The organism is Streptomyces sp. NPDC041968 (genome assembly GCF_055589025.1).
Map to the genome: position 1 here is coordinate 206606 of NZ_JBVJCB010000001.1, position 24072 is coordinate 230677.

The 24072-nt window shown below is 72.8% G+C and carries 23 protein-coding genes and 3 pseudogenes; 10 read left to right on the forward strand and 16 right to left on the reverse strand.

Annotation, left to right across the window (positions count from 1 at the left end; genetic code table 11):
- The first annotated feature begins 6 nt into the window (after nucleotides 1-6).
- The gene (locus tag ACZ6EG_RS00965) at nucleotides 7-1497 is read left to right on the forward strand and encodes a glutamate synthase subunit beta (RefSeq protein ID WP_391967570.1); all 1491 of its coding nucleotides are present in this window, start codon (nucleotides 7-9) and stop codon (nucleotides 1495-1497) included.
- 109 nt (nucleotides 1498-1606) lie between these two features.
- Here the strand turns inward: ACZ6EG_RS00965 and ACZ6EG_RS00970 are convergent, their stop codons facing one another.
- The gene (locus ACZ6EG_RS00970; protein ID WP_391967571.1) at nucleotides 1607-1882 is read right to left on the reverse strand and encodes a DUF397 domain-containing protein; all 276 of its coding nucleotides are present in this window, start codon (nucleotides 1880-1882) and stop codon (nucleotides 1607-1609) included.
- Nucleotides 1883-2743 carry a helix-turn-helix domain-containing protein gene (locus ACZ6EG_RS00975; RefSeq protein ID WP_391967572.1) on the reverse strand — a complete coding sequence of 287 codons (861 nt, stop codon included), beginning with the start codon at nucleotides 2741-2743 and terminating at the stop codon, nucleotides 1883-1885.
- Between the two features lie 215 nt (nucleotides 2744-2958).
- Here ACZ6EG_RS00975 and ACZ6EG_RS00980 point away from each other — a divergent pair, with 215 nt between their 5' ends.
- From ACZ6EG_RS00980 to ACZ6EG_RS00990, 3 genes are all read left to right on the forward strand, one after another.
- Nucleotides 2959-3600 carry an ATP-binding protein gene (locus tag ACZ6EG_RS00980; protein ID WP_391967573.1) on the forward strand — a complete coding sequence of 214 codons (642 nt, stop codon included), beginning with the start codon at nucleotides 2959-2961 and terminating at the stop codon, nucleotides 3598-3600.
- The gene (locus ACZ6EG_RS00985) at nucleotides 3597-4031 is read left to right on the forward strand and encodes a hypothetical protein (protein ID WP_356607943.1); all 435 of its coding nucleotides are present in this window, start codon (nucleotides 3597-3599) and stop codon (nucleotides 4029-4031) included. Before ACZ6EG_RS00980 ends, ACZ6EG_RS00985 begins: the two co-directional genes overlap by 4 nt.
- A 400-nt stretch (nucleotides 4032-4431) precedes the next feature.
- Nucleotides 4432-6297 carry an ABC transporter ATP-binding protein gene (locus tag ACZ6EG_RS00990; protein WP_469601630.1) on the forward strand — a complete coding sequence of 622 codons (1866 nt, stop codon included), beginning with the start codon at nucleotides 4432-4434 and terminating at the stop codon, nucleotides 6295-6297.
- 39 nt (nucleotides 6298-6336) lie between these two features.
- On the opposite strand, the gene ACZ6EG_RS00995 is transcribed toward ACZ6EG_RS00990, so the two are convergent.
- The 5 genes and pseudogenes from ACZ6EG_RS00995 to ACZ6EG_RS01015 all read right to left on the reverse strand — a co-directional run bounded on the left by ACZ6EG_RS00995 (nucleotide 6337) and on the right by ACZ6EG_RS01015 (nucleotide 11986).
- Nucleotides 6337-6522, reverse strand: coding sequence for a hypothetical protein (locus ACZ6EG_RS00995; RefSeq protein WP_053129041.1), 186 nt, complete (start codon nucleotides 6520-6522; stop codon nucleotides 6337-6339).
- Between the two features lie 155 nt (nucleotides 6523-6677).
- A complete protein-coding gene (locus tag ACZ6EG_RS01000; RefSeq protein WP_469601633.1) occupies nucleotides 6678-7355 on the reverse strand; it encodes a DUF899 domain-containing protein in 678 nt (225 codons plus the stop codon).
- A gap of 150 nt (nucleotides 7356-7505) precedes the next feature.
- Nucleotides 7506-9032 (reverse strand): annotated as a pseudogene (locus ACZ6EG_RS01005) (amidohydrolase); the annotation flags it as partial.
- Nucleotides 9033-9083: 51 nt separating this feature from the next.
- A complete protein-coding gene (locus tag ACZ6EG_RS01010) occupies nucleotides 9084-10970 on the reverse strand; it encodes an FUSC family protein (protein ID WP_469600541.1) in 1887 nt (628 codons plus the stop codon).
- Between the two features lie 248 nt (nucleotides 10971-11218).
- A complete protein-coding gene (locus ACZ6EG_RS01015) occupies nucleotides 11219-11986 on the reverse strand; it encodes a nucleotidyltransferase domain-containing protein (protein ID WP_391967577.1) in 768 nt (255 codons plus the stop codon).
- A 144-nt stretch (nucleotides 11987-12130) separates the two neighbouring features.
- On the opposite strand from ACZ6EG_RS01015, the gene ACZ6EG_RS01020 reads away from it, so the two are divergent.
- From ACZ6EG_RS01020 to ACZ6EG_RS01030, 3 genes and pseudogenes are all read left to right on the forward strand, one after another.
- Nucleotides 12131-12628 carry a hypothetical protein gene (locus tag ACZ6EG_RS01020; protein WP_391967578.1) on the forward strand — a complete coding sequence of 166 codons (498 nt, stop codon included), beginning with the start codon at nucleotides 12131-12133 and terminating at the stop codon, nucleotides 12626-12628.
- Complete coding sequence (locus ACZ6EG_RS01025) at nucleotides 12625-13077, forward strand: RidA family protein (protein ID WP_469600546.1); 453 nt, start codon at nucleotides 12625-12627, stop codon at nucleotides 13075-13077. Before ACZ6EG_RS01020 ends, ACZ6EG_RS01025 begins: the two co-directional genes overlap by 4 nt.
- Nucleotides 13074-13541 (forward strand): annotated as a pseudogene (locus tag ACZ6EG_RS01030) (GNAT family N-acetyltransferase); the annotation flags it as partial. The gene ACZ6EG_RS01025 and the pseudogene ACZ6EG_RS01030, both read left to right, overlap by 4 nt.
- A gap of 119 nt (nucleotides 13542-13660) precedes the next feature.
- Here ACZ6EG_RS01030 and pip read toward each other — a convergent pair.
- Entirely contained in the window at nucleotides 13661-14638 is a 978-nt protein-coding gene (pip, locus tag ACZ6EG_RS01035) for a prolyl aminopeptidase (RefSeq protein WP_391967580.1), read from the reverse strand.
- Nucleotides 14639-14706: 68 nt separating this feature from the next.
- Nucleotides 14707-15420, reverse strand: a complete 714-nt coding sequence (locus tag ACZ6EG_RS01040) for a uracil-DNA glycosylase (protein ID WP_469600549.1) — start codon at nucleotides 15418-15420, stop codon at nucleotides 14707-14709.
- 279 nt (nucleotides 15421-15699) lie between these two features.
- On the opposite strand from ACZ6EG_RS01040, the gene ACZ6EG_RS01045 reads away from it, so the two are divergent.
- Nucleotides 15700-16284, forward strand: coding sequence for an RNA-binding S4 domain-containing protein (locus tag ACZ6EG_RS01045; RefSeq protein WP_391968262.1), 585 nt, complete (start codon nucleotides 15700-15702; stop codon nucleotides 16282-16284).
- A gap of 116 nt (nucleotides 16285-16400) precedes the next feature.
- Here ACZ6EG_RS01045 and ACZ6EG_RS01050 read toward each other — a convergent pair.
- The 3 genes and pseudogenes from ACZ6EG_RS01050 to ACZ6EG_RS01060 form a co-directional block, all read right to left on the reverse strand.
- Nucleotides 16401-16749: pseudogene (locus ACZ6EG_RS01050) on the reverse strand (DoxX family protein); the annotation flags it as partial.
- Nucleotides 16750-16828: 79 nt separating this feature from the next.
- On the reverse strand, nucleotides 16829-17509 hold the full coding sequence (locus ACZ6EG_RS01055) for a class I SAM-dependent methyltransferase (protein WP_469600552.1): 681 nt from the start codon (nucleotides 17507-17509) through the stop codon (nucleotides 16829-16831).
- A gap of 204 nt (nucleotides 17510-17713) precedes the next feature.
- The gene (locus tag ACZ6EG_RS01060) at nucleotides 17714-18628 is read right to left on the reverse strand and encodes an acyltransferase domain-containing protein (protein ID WP_391967584.1); all 915 of its coding nucleotides are present in this window, start codon (nucleotides 18626-18628) and stop codon (nucleotides 17714-17716) included.
- 102 nt (nucleotides 18629-18730) lie between these two features.
- Between ACZ6EG_RS01060 and ACZ6EG_RS01065 the strand changes: the two genes are divergently transcribed.
- Entirely contained in the window at nucleotides 18731-18988 is a 258-nt protein-coding gene (locus ACZ6EG_RS01065; protein WP_391967585.1) for a DUF6343 family protein, read from the forward strand.
- A gap of 61 nt (nucleotides 18989-19049) precedes the next feature.
- Here the strand turns inward: ACZ6EG_RS01065 and ACZ6EG_RS01070 are convergent, their stop codons facing one another.
- The 4 genes from ACZ6EG_RS01070 to rpsA form a co-directional block, all read right to left on the reverse strand.
- On the reverse strand, nucleotides 19050-19430 hold the full coding sequence (locus ACZ6EG_RS01070; protein WP_356607970.1) for a tetratricopeptide repeat protein: 381 nt from the start codon (nucleotides 19428-19430) through the stop codon (nucleotides 19050-19052).
- Nucleotides 19431-19559: 129 nt separating this feature from the next.
- Nucleotides 19560-20165 carry a dephospho-CoA kinase gene (coaE, locus tag ACZ6EG_RS01075; RefSeq protein ID WP_391967586.1) on the reverse strand — a complete coding sequence of 202 codons (606 nt, stop codon included), beginning with the start codon at nucleotides 20163-20165 and terminating at the stop codon, nucleotides 19560-19562.
- Nucleotides 20166-20233: 68 nt separating this feature from the next.
- On the reverse strand, nucleotides 20234-21172 hold the full coding sequence (locus ACZ6EG_RS01080; protein ID WP_356607974.1) for a PAC2 family protein: 939 nt from the start codon (nucleotides 21170-21172) through the stop codon (nucleotides 20234-20236).
- Between the two features lie 183 nt (nucleotides 21173-21355).
- Entirely contained in the window at nucleotides 21356-22861 is a 1506-nt protein-coding gene (gene rpsA, locus ACZ6EG_RS01085) for a 30S ribosomal protein S1 (RefSeq protein ID WP_391967587.1), read from the reverse strand.
- Between the two features lie 373 nt (nucleotides 22862-23234).
- On the opposite strand from rpsA, the gene ACZ6EG_RS01090 reads away from it, so the two are divergent.
- On the forward strand, nucleotides 23235-24059 hold the full coding sequence (locus ACZ6EG_RS01090; RefSeq protein ID WP_391968263.1) for a class I SAM-dependent methyltransferase: 825 nt from the start codon (nucleotides 23235-23237) through the stop codon (nucleotides 24057-24059).
- Nucleotides 24060-24072 lie beyond the last annotated feature (13 nt).

A 24072-nucleotide genomic window follows, 5' to 3' on the forward strand; every position in this document is an offset into this window, starting at 1 on the left:
ACGGCCATGGCCGATCCCAAGGGTTTCCTGACCACACCCCGCGAGGAGTGGCCCCGCAGGCCGGCCGAGGAGCGGGTCCGGGACTGGGACGAGGTGTACGTCCCCGGTGCGCTGCTGCCGATCGTCGGCGCCCAGGCCGACCGCTGCATGGACTGCGGCGTTCCGTTCTGTCACGAGGCCTGCCCGCTCGGGAACCTGATCCCGGAGTGGAACGACCTGGTCGCCCGGTCGGACTGGCGGGCGGCGAGCGAGCGGCTGCACGCCACGAACAACTTCCCCGAATTCACCGGCCGGTTGTGCCCCGCGCCGTGCGAATCGGGTTGTGTGCTCGCCATCAACCAGCCGGCCGTCACCATCAAGAACGTCGAGTGCGCGATCGCCGACAGGGCCTGGGCGGAGGGCTTCACCCCGCCGCGCCCACCGGACCGGTTGTCCGGGAGGACGGTGGCGGTGATCGGGTCGGGACCCGCCGGACTGGCGGCGGCGCAGCAGCTGACCCGCGCCGGACACACCGTCGCCGTCTACGAGCGGGACGACCGGATCGGCGGGCTGCTGCGCTACGGCATCCCCGGATTCAAGATGGAGAAGCGCCATCTGGAGCGGCGTATCGACCAGATGCGGGCCGAGGGCACCAGGTTCCGTGTGTCGACGACGGTCGGACGGGACGTGGCCGCCGACGAGCTGCGGGCCCGGTACGACGCCTTGGTGATCGCCGTCGGGGCGACCGCCTGGCGCGAACTGCCCGTACCCGGCCGGGAGCTGGCCGGTGTCCACCAGGCGATGGAGTACCTGCCGCTGGCCAATCGGGTGTGCGAGGGCGATCTGGAGCGCTCCCCGCTGTCCGCCGACGGGAAGCACGTGGTCATCGTGGGCGGCGGTGACACGGGCGCGGACTGCCTCGGCACGGCGGTCCGGGAGGGGGCCGCGTCCGTGACGCAGCTCGACATCTACGCGCAACCGGGTGCGGCGCGGGACGAGGAGGCCGAGCCCTGGCCGACGCATCCGAGGCTGTACCGGCTGTCGGCCGCGCACGAGGAGGCGCGTGACCTGCGGTCCGCACCGGCGGCGGACGCGGACGCCAGGCTGTTCGCGGCGTCCACGCTCCGCTTCGCCGGCGACGCGGAGGGTCGTGTGCGCTCACTGCACCTGGTCGGAGTGGACGCCGGGCGCCGCCCGCTGGCCGGTACCGAGCGATCGCTCCCCGCCGACCTCGTCCTCCTCGCCCTCGGCTTCTCGGGACCCGGGCGAAAGGACGGGCTCGTGGACGGGCTGGGGGTGGCGCTGGAGCCCCGCGGCACGATCGCCCGGGACCGGGACTTCATGACGAACGTGCCGGGCGTCTTCGCCGCCGGGGACGCGGCTCGCGGGCAGTCGCTCATCGTGTGGGCGATCGCGGAGGGACGGGCGGTGGCGGCGGCCGTCGACCGGCACCTGTCGGGCGGCGCTACCCGGCTTCCGTCACCGGTCGGTCCGTACGACCGGCCGATGACGGCCTGAGCACGCCCGCCGCCCGGGCGGTCCAGCGGTTGTCCCTCGTTCCTCCTGAGGTCAGGTGGTTGACCAGGTGCCAAGCAGTTAAAAAAGAAGCATCAACAGAGTGCGCGTGTCAGGACAGCAGGAAGTCCGCCTCTCCCGCCTTCGCTCCCTCGATGAAGGCCGTCATCTCGGCGGACGTGTAGATCAGCGCGGGACCGTCGGGGTCGGTGGACTGCCGGACCGCGACGCGGCCGTCGGAGAGCTTCATCGCTTCCAGGCAGTTGCCGCCGTTGCCGCCGCTCCACGGCTTGTGCCAGCCCTCGCTGCCCAGATCACGGGCGGGCATGCCGTTGTAGATCTGCTCGCCGCGTGTCCGTGGCGAGCGCTGGGGCTCGATGCGATTCATTCACAGCTCCTTGCGGAGATCCCGGAGGATCTCCTTCGTGCGATGTGCCGTGGCGGCCTGCGCCGCCATGCGGTCCATGACCTCGAGGTGGGTCGCCACCTCGGCGCGCGCGTCGAGGTAGACGGCGCCGGTCATGTACTCGCTGTAGACCATGTCCGGGAGTTCCGGCACGGCGAAACGGAACAGCACGAAGGGCCCGTAGGTGCCCGGGTGCGGCCCGTTGGAGAACGGGGCGACCTGCAGTGTCACATTGGGCAGCTTCGTGGCCTCGAGCAGCTTGTCGATCTGGGCACGCATCACCTCCGGGCCCCCCACGGGGCGGCGCAGGGCGGTCTCGTCCATCACGACCCACAGCCTGGGCGCGTCGTCACGGGTGAGCAGTTCCTGGCGTCGCATGCGCAGGTCGACATGGCGCTCGATGTCGTCCGGCCGGGTCTGCCCGATGGCTCCCGAGCGGAGCACTCCGCGCGCGTAGTCCTCGGTCTGCAGCAGTCCGGGGACGAAGTGGGGCTCGTAGGAGCGGATCAGGGCGGCCGCACCCTCCAGGCTCACGTACATGGAGAACCAGCCCGGCAGGATGTCGTGGAAGCGCTGCCACCACCCGGGCTTGTTGGCGTCCTCGGCCAGCCGGACGAAGGCGTCGGCCTCCTCGTCACCGATGCCGTAGGCCTTCAGCAGGAGCTGGAGGTACGGGATCTTGAGGGCGACCTCGGCCATCTCCATGCGGCGGACGGTGGCCGGGGCGACCCGAAGGATGCGGGCGGCCTCCTCACGCTTGAGACCGGCGCGTTCCCGCAGGTCCAGCAGGCGTCGGCCGAGAACGACCTGGCCGACCGTCGGCGCTGACCGCGGCTCGCTCACCGCCCACCTCCTGAAGAGTCCCGAAGAATCCACGTGCGGACAGCCCGGCGGCGCCATTCGAAGACCTTTTCGAAAGTCCGGGCAGACCTTCGCTGATCTGAAGTGGCGCCGCTCGACGTGCTGTTGCGAGCAGTGTGCCACGGCCGTCCAGACCGTCACACAGCACTCTGCATTTTTCAGAGTGACACTTGCCAAGTGTTCACGGCGGGGCGATAGTGGCAAGCGTGATTCCGTCCGCGCCCTTAGGAACAGACGCCACCGCGGGCTCCCTGGGCCTCGGTGCCGCCATGGGAGCCGGCCCCTCGGGGACCGCCGCCGCCCCGCGCCGGTTCCGCTTCGAGCTGGCCGCACATCCGGGCTCTCCCGCGCAGGCCAGACGCCTGACGCGCGCTCGGCTGAACGGCTGGTCGGTGTGCGAGGACACCTGCGACACCGCGGCCCTGGTGGTCTCCGAACTGGTGACCAACGCGATCGTGCACACCGCGAGCAGACACATAGTGTGCGAGCTGCACGACGGCGCCGACCTGGTCCGCATAGCCGTGCGCGACGAGGGCTGCGCCCCGGGCCGGCCACGCCCCTCGGCCGATCAGCAGCCGGAGGACGAGCACGGCAGGGGGCTGCTCCTCGTCGACGCCCTGTGCGACGCCTGGGGCGCCCACGAGCACGGCCCCGGCCTGCTGGTCTGGGCCGAGCTGCCGCGCAAGGCCGACGGGCCGCGCGACCCGTCGGAGCCCCACAACGACCTGGGCTGGGGCGCCCGCCCGAAGCCCGGCCCCGCCGACGGCACGGGCGACGACGGCGAGGCGGAGGGACGCCGGCAAGAGGCGCGCCGCGGAACGGAGACCGAATGGCTATGAGGGCTGCGTCCGGCATCCGACCCATCGGTCTGGACACACTGGTCCGCCTCCAGCGCGGACTGCACGCCCCCGGGACACCCCGGCGGCTGCCCGTGCCGGACGGCATGACCGCACCGCTGGGCTGCGACGCGGTGGCGGTACCCGCCCGCCTCGGCCCCCTGGTGCTCCCCCGGCTGCCACGCGTGGGCTGCGTGTACGCCGACGCCGCGCACTGGTGGTGGATCGTCCCGTCCGACTCCGACTACGCCTTGGAGTGGCCCGCGCCCGCTCGGTACGCCACCGGCGCGGTCGTCCCCGACGTCCCGAGCGTCCCCGGCCTCATCCACCGCCCGGACGGCACCGTCCCCTACACCCCGCCCATCCCGCTCTACCTCGCGCTGTGCCGACTGACGAACACGACGCCGACGTGGTCGCGTCCGGTGACCGCGTAGGGACCACGGCGACCTCCCGTACCACCCCGCACAACCACGCCCGCCCGAATCACCACGCCTGCGCCGACACGCCCACCGGGCAACGCCCCTCCCGCACCACACCCTCCGCCGCACGGCGCCACCGCGCCGCCACGCCCTCCCGCCCACCGCGTCTCATCGCACCTCCGCGCTTCCCGGCCTCATCCCGCGCGCCCCTTTCCGGCATCCTCCGGCCGCGTGTGCGCCCGCGCGCCCCGGCCTCCCCGGCTCGCGCCCTGCCCGCAGGCATCCCGCCCCGGCGATAGTGGCCGTCCGTCCACAATCGGGGGGAGGCCGACGGGTGCGCAGGAAGGGCGGCACGGAATCAGCCGGGGTGTCGGATTCGGAGCGGCTGCTCTTCGGCGGCCCGCTCCGCTACGACATGGGCTGGAGCCAGCACGCCGACGCCTTCATGGAGCTGGGCTTCCGGGCGATGCTGACCCGGCTGCCGTCCCTGCTGGCCTCCAGCCTTCGGCTCGCCCGGCAGGCCGACCCGCAGGCGGCGCGGACGGTGCTGGCGGCGGAGATCGGCCGAGGTCTGGCGCAGGCGGTCAGTCTGCTCGCCGTCAACAGTGTGCTGGCCGGTCTGCTGACCGCCGGCCCGATCGAGGAACGGCTGCGCGAGACCGTCCCGGCCCTGGTCACCGTGGCCGCGGCGATGCTCGTCGCGGCGCTGCTGAGGGCGGCGTCGACGTACGCGACGGGGCGGCTGGAGCCCAAGGTGGAGCGGGTGGCCACCGAGCGTTACCTGGAGCGGGCGGCGGCCGTGGAACTGTCCGCCATCGAGGACCACGCCTTCCACAAGCTCCTGGACACCGCCCAGTACGGCGCCGCCTCCGCGCGACGCATGATCTCGATCGGCACCCGCGTGGTGAACGCGATGATCTCGCTCGTCGCGGCGGCCGGCGTACTGACCGTGCTGCATCCGGCGCTGCTGCCGCTCATGGTGACGATGACCCTGCCGAGCGCCTGGAGCGCGCTGACCCTCGCCCGCCGCCGGTACCAGTCCTTCCACGCCTGGGTCCAGCACGAGCGGGCGGGACGGCTCCTGGCCAGACTGCTCATCGAACCGGCCGCGGCCCCCGAGATCAGGGTGCACGGAGTGGGGCCCTTCCTGCTGCGGCACTTCCGCGCGATGTCGGAGACCGCCGAGGCGGAGCAGGCCCGGCTGGCCCGCCTCGCGGCCCGTACCGGGCTGATCGCGGCGGCTTGGACGGGGCTGGCGACGGCGGCCACCTACGTCACACTCGGCGGGCTCCTGCTGGGCGGGGCGATGGCCCTGTCGGTGGCGGGTACGGCCGTGATCGCCGTCCGCACCGGCTCGCAGAGCCTGGGCACCCTGGTCGTGGAGGTCAACGCGCTCCATGAGGAGGCCCTGTTCGTCGGTGACCTGGAACGGCTGCACACGGAGGCCGCCGCCCGCGCCATCCCGATGGGCGGTGCCGCGCTGCCCGAGGACCCGAAGGAGATCCGCTTCGAGAACGTCACGTTCCGCTACCCGGGGGACGCGACCCGCCCGGCGCTCGACGACGTGACCCTGTCGCTGCCGCTGGGCCGGATCGTGGCTCTCGTCGGTGAGAACGGCTCGGGCAAGACGACGCTGGTCAAGCTGCTCGCCGGGCTGTACGCGCCGGACGGGGGCCGGATCACCTGGGACGGCGTCGACGCGGCGACGGCCGACCGGCACGGGCTCGCCGAACGCATCGCCATGGTGGCGCAGGACTTCAAACGCTGGCCGTTCACCGCGCGGGTGAACGTCGCGGTGGGCCGCTCCTCGATGCCGCTCGGTGAGGAACGCCTGACCGAGGCGGTCGCCGAGGCCGGAGCCCAGGACGTGGTCGCGGACCTGCCACGCGGCCTGGACACCTTGCTGGCCCGGGACTTCAGCGGCGGGCACGAGCTGTCCGGCGGCCAGTGGCAGCGCGTCGGGATCGCCCGCGCCGCGTACCGGCGGGGTGACATCCTCATCGTGGACGAGCCGACGGCGGCCCTGGACGCCCGGGCCGAGCTGGAGGTCTTCGAGAAGATCCGCGCCCTGGCCGGCCGCGGGCAGACGGTCGTCCTGATCACCCACCGCCTGGCGTCCGTGCGCCATGCCGACCTGGTGCACGTCCTCGACCAGGGCCGGCTCGTGGAGTCCGGGACGCCGGACGAGCTGCTGGCCACCGGCGGGGTCTACGCGGAGCTGTACTCGTTGCAGGCCGAGCAGTTCACCAAGGCGCCGGTACACGCACCGGAGGCGGGCTGACGGCTCGGAGGGGGCGGACTCGTCAGGGGACCGGGCGCGTCAGGCGGCCGCGTCACCGGCGGCGTGTCCGCCGCGGACGATGACCAGGAACATGTCCGTGGCGAGATCCATGACGACCTCGGCGGGCAGGCCCTCCAGACGTCGCGCGTTCGCGAATTCCTCGGCCGGCCAGGATCCACGCGGTCCGCCGGCGGGAAAGCGTTCGAGCACCGTTCGCCCGTTCACCCCGCACCTCCATGTAGCGCTGTACTCGTAGAGTTAAACGCCAACCATGGAGCCAACGGCTCGTGCGGTGATGGTACTGAGACATAGTTGACACTCGTTCACCGCAAAGTGTGACCCGCGCCTCAGCCGTTCGGCCGTGTTCGCCACTCTGCGTGTCAGGCCTCGTACTCGTCGTGGTAGCGGACTGCCTCGGCTTCCGCAGGCGCACCGAGGGCCGACGCGCGCCCCTCGGGTTTCTCCCAGGGCTCCCGCCGGCCGAGCGCGGTCAGGTCGAGGAGGCTGGTGGTCGAGCCGAGTCCGTCGAGGCCGCGCCCGTAGGTCGAGTAGGTGTGGAAGACCCGGTCGCGGTCCCGCAGGAAGCAGCTGAGTCCGGGTCGCTCGACGAGTTCCAGGGTCACCTCGAAGTCGGTGTTGAAGTCGCTGACGTACGACGAGTACCAGGGCAGGGTCCAGCCCATCCGCGCCTTGAAGGGCAGGATCTTCGGGTACGGCGCCCGGGAGACCGCCGCGAACGACGTACCGCGGGCCCTCAGGTGCGCGAGGTGCCCTGTCTGGTCCAGGAACGCGGAGCAGCCGCGGCAGCCGGCGTCCCACTCCGGAGCGAACATGAAGTGGTGGACGACGAGCTGGTCGCGTCCCTCGAAGAGGTCGAGCAGCGTGGCCTTGCCGTCGCCGCCCTCGAACACGTACTCCTTGTCGACCTCCACCATCGGCAGCCCGCGCCGCTCGGCGTTGAGCGCGTCCCGCGCACGGGTGGCCGCCTTCTCCTTGTCCAGTAAGGCCTCGCGCGCCGCGCGCCACTCCGCGCGGGTGACGATCTCGGGCAGGGACATGGCTGCGGCTCCTCCGGTGCGACGTTCGGTCGAAGGGTGGTGACCGCCGGAACGAGCGGAACTCATCGCGGCTCGGTGGATTTCTTTTCCGAGCCGCCCTACGGATGCGTGTCGGCGGCGCGGACCAGGTGTCGTACTCCTGGATGATCTGGTGTCGTACTCCTGGATGCGGCGGCCGTGCCCCCGGTCGGTCAGGGCGGGCAGCCGCTCCCCCAACTCCCGCACCACCGCGGGGACGTCGAGGGTGAGCAGTTCGCGGTCCCGCATGAGGACGCGCCCGTCGACGATCGTCGTGCGCACGTCGGCGGAGCGCGCGCTGTGCACCAGGGTGGCGGCGAGGTCGTGCACGGGCTGGGTGTGCGGGCCGGTGAGGTCGACGAGGACGAGGTCGGCCCGGAGGCCGGGCGCGATCCGCCCGACGACGTCCCCCAGCCCGACCGCATGGGCGCTCTGCACGGTGGCATGGTGCAGGGCCTGACGGGCGGAGAGCCAGCGGGGGTCGCCCTCGGTCGCCTTCTGGATCAGGGAGGTGAGGGCCATCGACTCCCATACGTCGAGCGAGTTGTTGGAGGCGGCGCCGTCGGTGGCCAGGCCGACCGGGACGCCGATGTCGCGCAGGGCGCGGACGGGGGTGGTGGTGGGCCAGGCGAACTTGAGGTAGCCGCGGGGCGCGGTCGCCACGGCCGTACGTCCACCCGCGCGCGCGAGGAGCGGCAGATCGGCCTCGACGATGCCGGTGCCGTGTGCGAGGAGCACGTCGGTGTCGAGGATCCCGGTGCGTTCCAGGATCTCGATCGGCGTGGCGCCGTGCCGGGCGAGGCTGGTGTCGGTCTGGTCGCGGTTCTCCGCGGCGTGCAGGTGCACGGGCAGACGGTGGTCGCGGGCGAGTACGGCGGTGGCGGCGAGGTCGGCGTCGGTCACGGTGTAGGGGGCGTGCGGTGCGAGGGCGGTCGTGATGCGGCCGCCGGCGGTGTCCCGGTGCCGCAGCGCGAACTCAAGGGACCGTTCCCGCCCCTCGGGTCCCTGCGAGGAGAAGTAGGCTTGGCCCAGAAGGGCCCGCATCCCGCACTCGGCGACCACGGCGGCGACGGTGTCCATGGCGAAGTAGTGGTCCGCGAAGGAGGTGACGCCCGCGCGGATCATCTCGGCGCAGGCCAGCCGGGCCCCCAGCTCGACGTCGCGTTCGGTGAGGTTGGACTCGACGGGCCAGACGACGTCGTTGAACCATTCCTCGGTGGGCAGGTCCTCCGCCAGCCCGCGCAGGGCGACCATCGGCGCGTGCGTGTGGCAGTTGATCAGCCCGGGGAGGGCGACCTGGCCGCGCGCGTCGATTCGGTCGGCGGCGGGAAGGTCCGCCACGGCGGCGGCCGTCGTCACGGAGTGGACGAGACCGTCCCGCACGACGACGGCCGCGTCCTGCGCGAAACCGATCCGCTCGCGATCGTCGTGCACGAGGACGGTGCAGCCGGTGACGATCAGGTCGGCGGGTCCGAGGACCTCGGTGGGCTGCTCGTGGCTGTCGGTGGACCGGGCACGGGAGCCGGTGGGCTGCTCGTGGCTGTCGGTGGACCGGGCACGGGAGCCGGTGGGCTGCTCGTGGCTGTCGGTGGACCGGGCACGGGAGCCGGTGGACCGGGCACGGGAGCCGGTGGGCTGCTCACGGGAGGAGGGGGTCATCACGCCAACGTACGGCCCGGGCGGTGAGGTGGCAGCCGTCCGACGGGATGCTCACTCGGCCGGACGTGGTGCGGGCTCGCGCAGTGCCACGGGCCCGCGGCGCGCGGCGAGTTCGCTTCTCAGCTCTGCGAGCCGTGCGGTGTGGCGGGGCGTGAGCCGGCCGGTGTCGTCGAGGTGCACGGCGCACGCGGTGGTGGTGTCGACGAGCCGTTCGAGGACCGCGGCGACGTCGTCCGCGCCCTCGGAGTGCCGCGCGAGGGCGGGCAGTTCGGCGGCGGCCAGCGCGATCGCGGTACGGGCTTCGGCCAGCGTGCGGTAGGCCTCGCGGCGCAGCGTCCACCGCATGCCGCGGTCGCCGGACTCGCTCAGTACGTGGGCGAGGTAGGCGTGCGCGGCGGCGTCGGCGGCCTCGATGCGGGTACGGACCCCGCCGCCCCGTTGCCCCGGCATCGGCAGGTGCCCGACGACCAGCACGATCGCGCAGGCCAGCAGGGTCTCCCCGATGCGGCTGACCGAGGCCTGGGGTTCGCCGGCCACCATGATCAGGGCCAGGACGAGGACGGTGACCACGGTCGTCTGCGCGGCGAAGTGCCGCGCGGCGACCGGTACCAGGGCGCCGCAGACGGCGACGAGGGCCACGAGCCCTTCCGGGCGGGGCAGCACGGCGGCGAGCCCGGCGAAGAGCAGTGCCCCGAGGACCGTCCCGGCCGCCCGGCACAGCACCCGGGACGCCAGCGGTCCGAGGTCGGGCTTCACGAGGAAGACGGCGGTGGCGGGCAGCCAGTACCAGTGCTGGTGGGCCCCGTGCCAGGGCCCGTGGTGCAGGGCCTGGGCGACGGCGGCACTGGCCCCGAAGCAGAGCCCGGCGCGCAGCCCGTACTCGCGCCCGCCGGCGCCGAGCACGGCGCGCAGCAGGGAGACGGCCGACCGCCTGCGGGTGTGCAGGTCGCGGCCCCGGCCCCGGTCGAAGGCCTCGGCGGCGTGCAGGAGGGCGTCGTCCAGGGCGCGCAGGGCGGGCTCGGTGCGGCTGGGCGCGGGCAGCGGACCGGCCGGGGTGTTGCCACGGACGGCGGCGGCGAGCCGCCGGGGGCCCTCACCGGTCCGCGGCGGGAGGGTCCGCTCGGCCCACGCGAGGGCGGTCGCCGCCTCGCCCAGCGGCAACGCGGCGGCGTACTGGGCGTGCAGCCGCCGCTCGGCCGCGGACGAGGCATGGCGTCGCAGCCGGGGCCCGGTGAGCGCGTCCTGCGCCTGGTCGAGGGCGGCGGTGAGCGCGGCCCTGCGGGCGGCGGCGTGCTCGGTGCCCGCGGCGTCCAGGAGCGCCGCGACGGCATCGTAGACGGCGGCGACCGCGGCCCGCTCCCCGTCGAAGCGGAAGGCGAGGCGGGAGTCCCCGCCGAGGGAACCGGGTGTCGGCAGCGCCAGCCGCAGCACGAGCAGCCACCCGGCGCCGGCGAGAAAGACCGGCGCACTCTGCCAGGCGGGGCCGGGCAGCGGCATCCCGGCCCCTACGGCGGTGGCGACCAGCAACTGCGTGCCAGCCCCGGAAGCCACGGTTCCGACGGCACTGAACCCGCCCGCGACCAGTCCGAGGCAGGTCAGCACCAGCGTCAGCGGTACGGCGTCGAGGTGGTCGCCGGAGTACGTCCCCACGAGCAGCCCGACCGCTCCGGCGAGCGCGGGGACGCCGATCCGTCGTACGGAGGTACGGCGGCTGCCCGGCCGGTCGTTGATGCCGGCGAACATGGCGGCGATGGCGGCGACGACCCCCAGGGGCGCCCGGTCGGCGAGCATCGCGACCAGCAGCAGCGGCCCTCCGGCCAGCGCGCCGCGGACCACCGCGCTCCAGGGCACCGGACCGCGTTGGGCGCTCAGGGTGTGGGCGAGCCACGGCGGAAGCGTGAGGGCGACGGGGCGGGCACGACGGAGGGTGCGGAACACGGGGCGCGGGGCTCCTGTCGTCGGTCGAGGGCGGGGGTGAGCCTTCGGGCGACGGTGGCCGGGCCGGGTGGTGCACGGTCAAGCGTACGGCCGGTTCTCCAGGGGCCGGAAACGGACGGGTTTCGGTGATGTGAAGTCGGCCGGGCGGGCCGGGCCGGGACCAGGCAGTCGGGCCTGACGGGCCAGGCCGGGCCGAGCCGTCGGGCTCCTGGGGGCCGAGTGCGGCTCCGGCCCCGCTACCGTCGTCGTCAGCCCGCGTCCACTGCCTCGCTCAGCATCAGCTCGGCCTCGGTCACCGATCGTGACAGGGACCGCGGATCCGGCCGCAGCGTCGCCAGCAGCCCGTTCATCGTGCCCAGCCCTGCCCGTTCGACGAGCCCCTTCTCGTTGGTGACCCACTCCCCCCGTGCCGCCATCACCGCGTGCGCCGTCTGCGTCGTGGCGAGGGCGATCGCGCCGGCGACCTGGGTGAGGGCGCCCTTGGGGGCGTGGCCCGCCCCGGCGTAGGCGAGGGTGGCCGTTGCCGCGCCGTACCAGTGCTCCGGGGCCGTGGCGCGGAGGGCCTCCGGGTAGGAGGGGCGGGGCAGTTCGCCGCGCAGCACCCTGTTGATCGCCAGCTCGGCGACGACCAGGTACGTCGGGATGCCTGCCAGGTGGAACATGAGCGGCTCGACCTCGAAGCGCCCCGCCTGCGCCTCCGCCACCTGGTGCTCGACCACGTCGAGGTCGCGGTAGTGCAGGTCCACCCGGCGTTCGTCGACGGTCAGCCACGCTCCCCCGTTGAAGACGCCGCCGCCCCAGGCGCCGACCTCGGAGACCTCTCCGGGCCAGCCGAGGGCACGGACGTCGGCCGGGTCGAAGGCGCCGCGGTAGTAGACCGCCAGGTCCCAGTCGCTGTCCGGCCGGTGCGTGCCCTGGGCCCGGGAGCCGCCGAGGGTGACGGCCCGGACGGTGGGCAGGGCGGCCAGTCGGTCGGCGGTGGTGTCGAGGAAGGTCTGGTCCGCGAGGAAGGGCACTGCCGTGGGCTCCTGACGGGAGGGTGCGGTCGGGTGGACGCCGAAGCGTACGCCCGGTCGGTACGCGGCACGAGGGGATTGTCAGTGGCACGCGTTATCAAGGAAAGCGTCACTGAGCGTAGCGGCGGGGGAGGTCGTGTCGTGATGGCATCGTGGAAGCGCGACGAAGGAAGCCCGGGCCGGCAGGGCAGGCGGGACGACGGCGGCCTCGGGCCGACAGAGAAGGAGAGCGCGGTACGGGCCCGGGAGCCCGGCGGGGGCGAGCCCGGGCCGCGGCGCGGTCACGTGTCGGCGGCGGGGTTGCGGGCCAGGGGCTGGACTGCGGAGATGGTGCGCCGGCTGCTCGGCGAGCCCGATCTGCTGCGCAGCCACCCGTACCTCGGCTCGGCGCCGCCGACACGCCTGTACGCCGTGGACCGGGTGGAGGCCGTGGAGCGCGGCGCCGCCTTCCGGGCCGCCGCGGCGGCCGTGACGCGCAGGTCCACCGCGGGGCGGGTGGCGGGCCGGCTTCGGATGCGGGAGTTGCGGGCACGGCTCAGCGCACGGCCGGGGGGAGAGTGGGCCGGATATTCGAGTGCGGAGGCAGTCGGGAGAGCGGACGATCGGGAGGCCGATCGCCCACCGCCCCAGGAGTCCACGTGATCCAGCGCATCACCGTGCCCGGCCTGTTCCCGCCGCCCACCTACGCTCATGCCTCGGTCGTCGGGGCCGGGACGAGGCTCGCCTTCCTGGCCGGATCCGTTCCGCTCGACGGGGAGGGCCGGCTGGTCGGCGAGGGCGACCCGGTCCGTCAGGCGGAGCAGGTGATCGCGAACCTCACCGAGCAGGTGCGCGCCGTCGGGAGCGGGTTGCGCCACGTCCTGTCGACCGAGGTGTACGTCGTGAGCGCCGAGCCCGGCATCCTGGCCGCCGTCTGGGAGGTCGTCGAGGCGTCGGGGCTCAGTGCGGGCCCGCATTCCTCGACTCTGCTCGGGGTGAGCTGCCTCGGATATCCCGGGCAGTTGGTGGAGATCACGGCGACGGCGGTGGTGCCGGACGACGCGCCCGCCGACGCGCCGAACGCCGACGTGACGAGGCGGGAGCATCCGTGAGCGGGGAAGCGGACGGACAAGCGGTCGTCCTTCGGCGGGCGACGGCCGCCGATGCCCGTGGCGCGGCCGACGTCTGGTTGCGTTCCTTCGCCTCGGCGCTGCCCACGGTCGTCAGACCGCGGTCCGACGACGAGGTGCGGGAGTACTTCCACCATGTGGTGGTGCCCCTGCGTGAGACCTGGGTGGCGGAGACGGCGCGCGAAGAGGTCGTCGGCGTGCTGGTGCTGGAGGGCGAGGAGCTGTCGCAGTTGTACCTCGCTCCGGAATGGCGTGGGCGCGGGATCGGGGACCGGTTCGTCGCGCTGGCCAAGGAACGCGCACCGGGACGGCTCTCACTGTGGACCTTCCAGGTCAACACGCCCGCCCACCGCTTCTACGAGCGGCACGGTTTCACCGCCGTGGAGTGGACGGACGGCGCAGGCAACGAGGAGCGGGAGCCGGACGTGCGGTACCTGTGGCAGCCACAGGCGGCGACTCGGGCAGGGAGGCGGTACGGCAGCGTACGTCCTTCCGCCGACCTCCGATCGCCGACCTCCGACCGGGACGCGTCGAAATCAGACACCGGCTTCAGGTGAAGGCTGCGTCAGGTGTCCCGCGCCCCGTGTCCGCGCGCGTACCTGTCCGTCGCCGCCACCAGTGCCTGGTCGCCGAGGGAACCGGCATCGTGCCCGGCCTCGTCCACGACCACCAGTTCGCTGTCCGGCCAGGCGTGGTGGAGCTGCCAGACGATACCGAGGAGGTTGCCGAAGTCGAGGCTGCCCTGCACGAGGGTGCCGGGGATGCCTTTCAGCAGGTGGGCGTCCCGGAGAACCACGCCCTCGTCGTTGCCGTCGCCGAGGAAGTGGTCGTTGCCCCAGTAGTGGGTGACGGTGCGCGCGAAGCCGAAGCGGAACTCCGGGTCCTCGAACCGGGCGACCGAGCCCGGCGGCGCGGGAATCGTCGCCGTCTCCCAGTCGGTCCAGGCGCGGGCGGCCCGCTCCCGGACGGCGACGTCCGGCGACTCCAGCAGGCGGCTGTACGCGGCGGCCGGATCGCCGTCGCGTTCGTCCTCGGGCAGCTCGGCCAGGAATCGTGCGTGGGCCTCGGGGAAAATCTTCCCCAACCCACGCGTCAGGAGGGCGACCTCGGCACCGGAGCCGGTGGCCACCCCGGTCAGCACCAGCTCGGACACCACTCCCGGGTGTGTCTGCGCATACCGCAGCCCCAGCACCGATCCCCACGACACCCCCCACACGAGCCACCGCTCGATGCCGAGGTGGGCGCGGAGCCGCTCGAGGTCCGCCATGACGTGTGCGGTCGTGTTGACGCTCATGTCGGTGTGGTGGTCGCTCGCCGGAGGGACCGAGCGTCCGGCGCCGCGCTGGTCGAGGAGCACGATCCGGTACGCGGCGGGGTCGAAGTAACGCCGGAGGTTCGGACCGGCGCTGGACCCCGGCCCTCCGTGGAGGACCAGCGCGGGCTTGCCCCGTGGGTTCCCGCAGGTCTCCCAGTGGACGCGGTTGCCGTCACCGACGTCGAGCATGCCGCGGTCGTACGGTTCGATCTCCGGATACAGGGCCATCGGTGCACCGTAGCGCCGCCGCGCCTGGCCGCTCAGCTCTTTTCGGCCCGTGCTCCGTGCGCCGGGACTCACGCCGTGGGCAGCCCTGCCGTGCCGGCCGCCGTACGGAGCACGTCCCGGAGCATCTCGGGGGTGAGGCGGCCGGTGAACGTGTTGCGCTGGCTGACGTGGAAGCAGCCGAAGAGGTCCAGACCGGGACCGTCGGAGGCGTCCAGCCTGACGTGGCGACCGTGCCCGAAGGCGGGGCGAGGGCGGGGCACGGTCCAGCCCGACTCGGCGAACGCCGGGAGTGCGGCCTGCCAGCCGAAGGCGCCGAGCACGACCACGGCCCGCAGTGTGGGCCTCAGCAGCCCCAGTTCCCGGATCAGCCAGGGGCGGCAGGTGTCGCGTTCGGCGGGGGTGGGTTTGTTCGCGGGCGGGGCGCAGTGCACCGGCGAGGTGACGCGCACGCCGAGGAGTTCCAGACCGTCGTCCGCGGAGACGGCGGTGGGCTGCGAGGCGAGTCCCACGTCGTACAACGCCTGGTACAGCACGTCTCCGGAGCGGTCCCCGGTGAACATCCGGCCGGTGCGATTGCCTCCGTGGGCCGCGGGGGCGAGCCCGACGATCAGCAGATGCGCGTCGGGCGGACCGAAGCCCGGCACGGGTCGCCCCCAGTAGGTCCAGTCGGCGAAGGCCGCCCGCTTGGTCCGGGCCACCTCCTCCCGCCAGTCGACGAGCCGAGGACAGGCCCGGCACTCCTCGATCCGCCGGTCGAGTACGGAGAGGCCGCTGCTGTTCATGCCTCCACCGTAGAACGCCGCCCGGCCGCTGCCGGAAGTCCGCTGCGGACAAGGCCACCGGGCCTGCGGCCGCAGGGGCGCCTCGGCGGTGCCGGCCCGCCGTAAATAGAGGTCTCCCTCGTCGGGCCGGACGGTTAAGGTCGAACCATGGCTTGCGAGCATGACGAGGGCAGGAGCGGCGGGACGGCCGACCCACGGGACGTCGACACGACGAAGGCCAGGACGACGGCCGACGGCGACATCGCGGCGACGAAGGCCCAGAACCAGGCCGACGGCAGCATCGCGGCGAAGGCCGGGACGGTGGCCGACGGCAGGGCCGCCGGACAGCAGTCCGAGGCGGCCGGCGGCCGTGGCACCGGGCAGCCCGGCCCGGGTGACACGGCCACCGGCGGCTCCCAGCCCCCGGACCCGAAGACCGCCGCCGCGATCGCCGCCGCCGAGGCCGCCGGGCCGAAGAACGGTGAGACCGTCCGTGTGGACAGCTGGATCTGGGCCGTGCGTCTCGTCAAGACCCGCTCCCTCGGCGCGACCGCCTGCCGGGGCGGCCATGTCCGGGTGAACGGTGAGCGTGTGAAGCCCGCGTACTCCCTGCGCGTCGGCGACGAGGTGCGCCTGCGGCAGGAGGGCAGGGAACGCGTCGTCGTCGTGAAGCGACTGATCCGCAAGCGCGTCGGCGCCCCGGTCGCCGCCCAGTGCTACCTCGACAACTCCCCGCCGCCCCCGCCCCGCGAGGCCGTCGCCCCCGCCGGCATCCGCGACCGCGGCGCCGGCCGCCCCACCAAGCGCGATCGCCGCGAACTGGAACGGCTGCGAGGGCTCGAAAGCCTGAGTCGCGCCCGGCGGGATGCCGAGACCAGGCCCTGAGAGCGCGCGCCCCGCTCGCGGCCCTGCCGCAGGCATCATCCGCGGCGATGTCTGCGCCAGGGCTGCCCGGTTCAGACGTGCCGGGGCCGCACCCGACGGAGAAGCTCCTCGTTGCTGACGAACGCGCCGACCATCAGAGCACTGAGGGCCGTCGCGGCCACCGACTGCAGCACCGGGACCAACAAGGCGACCGCACCGGCCAGTTCGAGCGCGCCGATGGCGAACATGCCCGCGTTGCCCAGCCCATCTCGGTGAAGCTGTCGGCCGCCGAGGAGTGCGCGATCAGCTTGGGCAGGGCACTCGCCACGGCGAAGAACACCGCGAGGAGCACCTGCACCACGCGGAGGACGGTCCGGCGCCCCGCCCGCGGTTTGTGGCAGCGGGCGTCGCCGAGGCCGCGGAGGCACCAGGGCTTGAAGGGACAGCGGGAGCGGCGGAGACGGTGGGGGCGACGGGCTGGGACATGTGGGTCTCCTGGGGAGGGGTCCGGAACGCTGCCGGGGAGGTGGACCGCCCGTCGGCCCGGAACTCACCGCCGGCCCCTTCAGGAAAGGGGCAGCGCCCTCACCCACGTCCCGTCCTCGGTCAGCTGCCGGTCCACCCGGAGCCCCGCCTCGCCCAAAGCCCGCTCGAACTGGTCCCCGGTCATGGGCCGGGCCCGGAAGGTCTGCGTCCAGACGGCGTCCGGGAACTCGTACTCCGCGCGCACCGAGTGGACTCCGTCGCCGACCGGCTCCGACGACACGATCCGCACGGTGAATCCGCCGGGGTCGACCCGCTCGCGCGGCAGGTCCGTGTGGTAATCCGCCCCCTCCCTCTGGATCAGGACGCAACCGCCCTCCGCGACATGGCGGACGCAGGTGCGCAGCAGTCCTCGCCGCACCTCGGCATCCCCGGCGTGCACGAGGAACGACGCCAGCAGGACCACGTCGAAGCGCTCTCCCAGGTCGAGGTCCTCGATCGGGCTGCATATCGTGCGCGTCCCGCGCACGTGCTCCAGCATCTCGGCGGACTCGTCCACCGCGGTCACCGCGAACCCCCGGTCCAGCAGCGGGTGGGTCATGCGTCCCACGCCGCTGCCCAGCTCCAGGATGTGCGCCCCCTCGGGCACGGCGGCAGCGATGACGTCCGGCTCGGCTCCGGCAGGCAGCCGTGAGTAGAGCTCGACCGCGCAGCCGTCCGGGGTGATGGCCCCGGGTCCCGTCCCCTGGTGTCCCTCTCGCATTCTCAGCTCCATGTCCGTCCAACGGACCGCCTCCGCACGCCCGTTCCCCTCACGGACCGGTCCACCCGACCGAGTGAACAGGCCGGCCGCGCCCGAACCGCGGGCACCAGCACCCGCGCCTGCCTGCGGAGGGGCACCGAGCGTCGGCGGAGCAGGACCGGCCGTCGGCGGAGCAGGACCGGTCGTCGGCGGAGCCGCCGTAGGTCAGAACGGGAGCCAGCCGTGCCTGACGTACCAGTGGCCGCCCGCCCGCAGATGGTCCCCGACCGCCCGCTCCACCGAGGTGCGCCGCGGCAGGTCGTCGACCGGCAGGGAGGGGTTCCCGAAGACGAAGCGCACGGGTTCCTCGTCGGCGGGTTCGGTGTCCGGCAGAGCCACCCGGAAGCGCTCCTGGAAGCGCCGGATGTTGGAGTCCGCGTCCAGGTGGTCCTTCAGCTGCGGGTCGAGGAGCCAGGAGTGGCACGTAGCGGCACGGTACGGCTCCTCGGGGAAGTGCCGGCGGAAGAACCGCTGGGCCAGCGCGAGCGAGCGGTCGCAGGCGGCCGGCGTCAGTGGACCGCGGAAGTCCGGGACGTGGAGGGCGAGACAGGGCTCGCCCGGCACCGCCTCCATGCCGGCCGCCCTCAGCACCGGCGCCGTGCGCTCCCCGACCGTGGTCCGTTGGAACTGCAGCCGTCCCAGCTGGTAGAGCTCGCCCCGGAAGTGGTGCACCAGCCACTGCGGGGCGCGTACCCCGCCGCTGCCGTACCTCCTGCGGTGGCTCGCCATGTTCCGCCCCAGGTCGGCGAGGGTGTGCCGGGTGACCTCCGCCGGGACGCCGCGCTCCCCGTGGTAGGCGCGGGTCCAGGGCAACGCGGCGACGAGGACGTAGGCGGCGAAGTACCCGCCCAGCGCCTCCGGGGCCTCGGCCAGCCGCTCCCCGAACCGCCGCGCGCCCTCCGCGTCGCCCGTCACGACCCCGACGTCCCGCACCAGCTCCTCGACGCACTCCTCCAGCAGCCGTCCCGCCCCGGCATCGCGGGTGACCAGAGCGCGCCGTCCCACCAGCACGTTGATGTCCTCGTGCGGAACCGCCAGGTCGAGCAGCACCTCGGGCAGGTCGTCGACATCCGGCAGCACGGGTCGGTCCGGTGTCCCGGATGACGCGGGTCGGTCCGGTAGCACAGCGCGTTTCCCCCTCGTCGGTCTCCCGCAGTACCTTTTCCACAGGAGCGATGATCGATGCGCACCGGCAGTGAACCGACCACCGCGCGCAGTGCCCTGCGGGCGCGCTTCTGGCTGAGCCTGTGGGGGCTGACCTGGGCCGTCTTCGGGACGGCCGCCTTCGCGATCGTCGGGCGGTCCGGGTGGGCGCTCGCGTGCGGGGTGCTCTTTCTCGTCGCCGCGGTCGATCTCGCGGTGATCGTCCGGCACATCCGGCGGGGCCCGCACTTCCAGCCGGGTCCGGACATCCCGCCGTACCGCCCGCCGAAGGACTGACCCGGACCCGCCGCTCGGGTCGGGTCACGTCAGCGAGGCTCCGGGCGGGCGCCCGGCCCCGTCACGAGTCGAACCGCGCCTGCTCCAGGTACTCCGGGTTCGGATCCAGCGCCGCCGCCAGCCGGAAGTGGCGTCGGGCCTGGTCGGGGCATCCCCGGCGCTCGTAGGTGCGGGCGAGGGCGAAGTGCGCGAAGGCGTTGTCCGGCTCGCGCTCGAGGACGATGGTGAACTCCAGCTCGGCCGGTCTCAGTTGCGCCGCCGCGAAGAAGGCACGCGCACGCAGCAACCGCGCGGCCGTGTTCTCCGGGTGCACGCCGATGACCCCGTCGAGCAGCTTGACCGCGCCCTGCGGGTCCCGGGCCGCGAGCAGTTGCTCGGCGGCACGGAAGTCGATGACATCCGTCTCCGGAGTACGTCCGGTCGAACCGCTGGTCTCGGGCACGGCAGCATCCTTCCCTCTCTCCGAGGGATCAACGCCCGCGCGGGGACCGCTATTCCAGGAGCGACAGGAGCGAAGGAGCTGCAGGAACGACAGGGGCGGCTGGGACGTGCTCCGTGCGCGCCCGGGCGCTCAACTCGACGCGTGCGCCGCGCGGGCCAGCTCGGCCCACACCTCGCTCACGCGGGCTCGCAGCTCCTCCAGCGGTACGTCGTTGTCGATGACCACGTCCGCGATGTCCCGGCGCTGCTCGCGCGTCGCCTGCGCGGTCATGCGCGCGCGTGCGTCCTGCTCGGTCATGCCCCGCAGCCGGACCAGCCGGTCGAGCTGGGTGGCCGGGTCGGCGTCGACGACGATCACGACGTCGTACAGCGGTGCCAGGCCGTTCTCCGTGAGCAGGGGGACGTCGTGGACGACGACGGCGTCCTCGGCGGCCGCCTCTTCCAGGGCGCGTGAGCGCTCGCCGACCAGGGGGTGCACGATCGAGTTCAGCGCGGCCAGCTTCACCGGGTCGGCGAACACGATCGAGCCGAGCTTCGGCCGGTCAAGGCTGCCGTCCTCGGTGAGGACGTCCTGGCCGAACGCCTCGACGACCGCGGCCAGCCCCGGGGTCCCCGGCGCCACGACCTCGCGCGCGATCCGGTCCGCGTCGATCAGTACGGCGCCGTGTTCGACGAGCAGCCGCGACACCTCGCTCTTGCCGGCGCCGATCCCGCCGGTCAGGCCCACCTTCAGCATGTGCGGAAGCTTAGGGCCCGCCGACGGCGGCCGTGCGACAGGGCGGCCGGTGCGGTGCCCGGCCGGCGTCAGCCCTCGCCCTCCCGCTCCGCCAGGAAGCGTTCGAACTCGCGGCCGATCTCGTCCGCCGACGGGATGTCGACGGGCTCGGCGAGCATGTTGCCCCGGGTCTCGGCGCCCGCGACGGCGTCGTACTGGTGCTCCAGGCCCTGGACGAGCGCGGTGAGTTCCTCGTCGCCCTCCTGGACCTGCCGGTCGATCTCCGTCTGCGTGCGGTGCGCCTCGGTCCGCAGGGAGTGCGCGATGCCCGGCAGGACCAGCCCCGTCGCCGCCGTGATGGCCTCCAGGACGGTCAGGGCGGCGTCCGGGTAGGGCGAGCGGGCGATGTAGTGCGGGACATGCGCGGCGACGCCCAGGACCTCGTGGCCGGCCTGCATGAGCCGGTACTCCACGAGCGCCTCGGCGCTGCCGGGGACCTGGGCCTCCTCGAACGGGCTGGGGTGGCCCGGCACGAGGTCGGTGCGGTTGCCGTGCGGGGTGACGCCGACCGGGCGGGTGTGCGGCACCCCCATCGGGATGCCGTGGAAGTTGACCGAGAGGCGGACACCGAGACGCTCGACGATCTGCCCGACGGCGGCGGCGAAGCGCTCCCACTCGACATCCGGCTCGGGGCCGGACAGCAGCAGGAAGGGCGCCCCGGTCGCGTCCTGCACGACCCGCACCTCGATGGCGGGCTCCTCGTAGTCCGTCCAGGTGTCCCGCTTGAAGGTCAGCAGCGGGCGCCGCGCCCGGTAGTCCACGAGCCGGTCGTGGTCGAAGCGGGCGACGAGCTGGTGGGGCAACGAGTCGAGCACCTGGTCGACGATCTGGTCGCCGGTCTCGCCCGCGTCGATGTATCCGTCGAAGTGGTAGAGCATGACCAGTCCGGCCGACTCCTGGGCGAGTGCCATGTCGACGACGGCCAAGCCCTTCGGCTCCCATGCGTACAAACCCTGCGGATCAAGCACAGTGTCCGCTCCCCTCCTCGTGTCCGTACCTCACAACGTCCGCGCGCGGGCGGGCATTCCCGGAGGGGCAGCGCCGTGATCTTGGCGACGGCAGGGGGTCGGACCGGCGTCGCGGCACGGCCGAGGGGCCGCACCTCAAAGGTGCGGCCCCTCGGTCGACTACTGGGCCTCAGCGGCCCGCGATCAGCTCTGGCCGCCGGCCAGCTTCTCGCGCAGCGCGGCCAGCGCCTCGTCCGACGCCAGGGCGCCGGAGTTGTCGCCGCCCTCGGAGGAGTACGAGCCGCCGCCACCGCTGGAGGCGGCCGGAGCCGCACCCGCGGTGTCGACACCCTCGGCAGCGGCCTTCTCGTCCGCCTCGCGGGACTTGATGACCTGCGCCTGGTGCTGCTCGAAGCGCTGCTGCGCCTCGGCGTACTGGGTCTCCCACGCCTCGCGCTGGGTCTCGTAGCCCTCGAGCCAGTCGTTGGTCTCGGGGTCGAAGCCCTCGGGGTAGATGTAGTTGCCCTGGTCGTCGTAGGACGCGGCCATGCCGTACAGGGTCGGGTCGAACTCGACCGCCGACGGGTCGGCACCGAAGGACTCGTTGGCCTGCTTCAGCGAGAGGCTGATGCGACGGCGCTCGAGGTCGATGTCGATGACCTTGACGAAGATCTCGTCGTTGACCTGGACGACCTGCTCCGGGATCTCCACGTGGCGCTCGGCCAGCTCGGAGATGTGGACCAGACCCTCGATGCCCTCGTCCACGCGGACGAACGCACCGAACGGCACCAGCTTCGTGACCTTGCCGGGCACGACCTGGCCGATCTGGTGGGTGCGGGCGAACTGCTGCCACGGGTCTTCCTGGGTCGCCTTCAGCGACAGGGAGACGCGCTCGCGGTCCATGTCCACGTCGAGAACCTCGACGGTGACCTCCTGGCCGACCTCGACAACCTCGGACGGGTGGTCGATGTGCTTCCAGGAAAGCTCGGAGACGTGGACCAGACCGTCGACGCCACCCAGGTCCACGAAGGCACCGAAGTTGACGATCGAGGAGACGACGCCGGAACGGACCTGACCCTTCTGCAGGGTGGTGAGGAACGTCTGGCGGACCTCGGACTGGGTCTGCTCCAGCCAGGCACGGCGGGACAGGACCACGTTGTTGCGGTTCTTGTCCAGCTCGATGATCTTGGCCTCGAGCTCCTTGCCCACGTAGGGCTGGAGGTCGCGGACGCGGCGCATCTCGACCAGGGAGGCCGGGAGGAAGCCACGGAGGCCGATGTCGAGGATGAGACCACCCTTGACGACCTCGATGACGGTACCGGTGACGATCCCGTCCTCTTCCTTGATCTTCTCGATGGTGCCCCAGGCCCGCTCGTACTGGGCGCGCTTCTTCGAGAGGATCAGGCGGCCTTCCTTGTCCTCCTTCTGGAGAACAAGGGCCTCGATCTCGTCACCGACGGCGACGACCTCGTTGGGGTCGACGTCGTGCTTGATCGAGAGCTCGCGGCTCGGGATCACACCTTCGGTCTTGTAACCGATGTCGAGCAGGACCTCGTCCCGGTCGACCTTCACGATGACGCCGTCGACGATGTCGCCGTCGTTGAAGTACTTGATCGTCTCGTCGATCGCGGCGAGGAAGGCTTCCTCGTTACCGATGTCGTTGACCGCTACCTGCGGGGTGGTGGCGGTGGTCTCGGTGCTGCTCGTCATGTGGGAAAGGGCTCCGGTACGGACATTGAAGTCGTAGGTACTGCTTACGCCGGGAGCCCGTTTCGCTCTGCAGAAGCCGGACAGCCAAGGAAGCGTCACCGAAACCAGGGGTGACACCTCATGAACCGAGGGGACATACAACAGATGCGAGCGCGACCTGCTACGTCTGAGGTGCGCAGGCCCGCAGCGCAACTTGTAGCATACGGGGGCAGCCGGGCAGGGTCAATGCGCGAAGCCGCACACCCGGGGCGGATCACCGCATACCCGGCACAAAAGCTGCCTCCGGGGCCACCCGCACCCCTGATTGTCCCTCGCGCGACACGCGGGGCGGGCGGCACGGAAGAGCCCGCAGACTAGTACGAGGGAGCCGGTCATCCAAGAGCCCGTAACGTCCGAGGCCGAAACGGCGGAGCCCGAGGCCACCCGGCGTGCCGCCGGTGTCACGGAGAGCGCCCGCGCCAACCGTGGGTGGTGGGACCGCAACGCGGACGAGTACCAGACCGATCACGGCACCTTCCTCGGTGACGACCGCTTCGTGTGGTGCCCCGAGGGCCTGGACGAGGTGGAGGCCGAGCTCCTCGGCCCGCCCGAGGAGCTGAAGGGCAGGGACGTCCTGGAGATCGGCGCCGGCGCCGCCCAGTGCTCACGCTGGCTGACCGCACAGGGGGCCCGGCCCGTGGCCCTGGACCTCTCCCACCGCCAGCTCCAGCACGCGCTGCGCATCGGCTCGTCCTTCCCCCTGGTCTGCGCCGACGCGGCCGCGCTGCCCTTCGCGGACGGCTCGTTCGACCTGGCGTGCTCGGCGTACGGGGCGCTGCCCTTCGTCGCCGATCCCCGGCTGGTGCTGAGGGAGGTGCGGCGGGTGCTGCGTCCCGGGGGCCGTTTCGTCTTCTCGGTCACGCACCCGCTGCGCTGGGCGTTCCCGGACGAACCCGGCCCCGAGGGGCTCACGGTGTCCGCCTCCTACTTCGACCGCACGCCCTACGTCGAGCAGGACGACGAGGGTCGCGCGGTGTACGTCGAGCACCACAGGACGCTCGGCGACCGTGTCCGGGACGTCGTGACGTCGGGATTCCGGCTGGTGGACCTGGTCGAGCCGGAGTGGCCGGACTGGAACACCTCCGAGTGGGGCGGCTGGTCGCCGCTGCGCGGGCACCTGATCCCGGGGACGGCCGTCTTCGTGTGTGAGCGGGACTGAGTCCGCGTTCGCT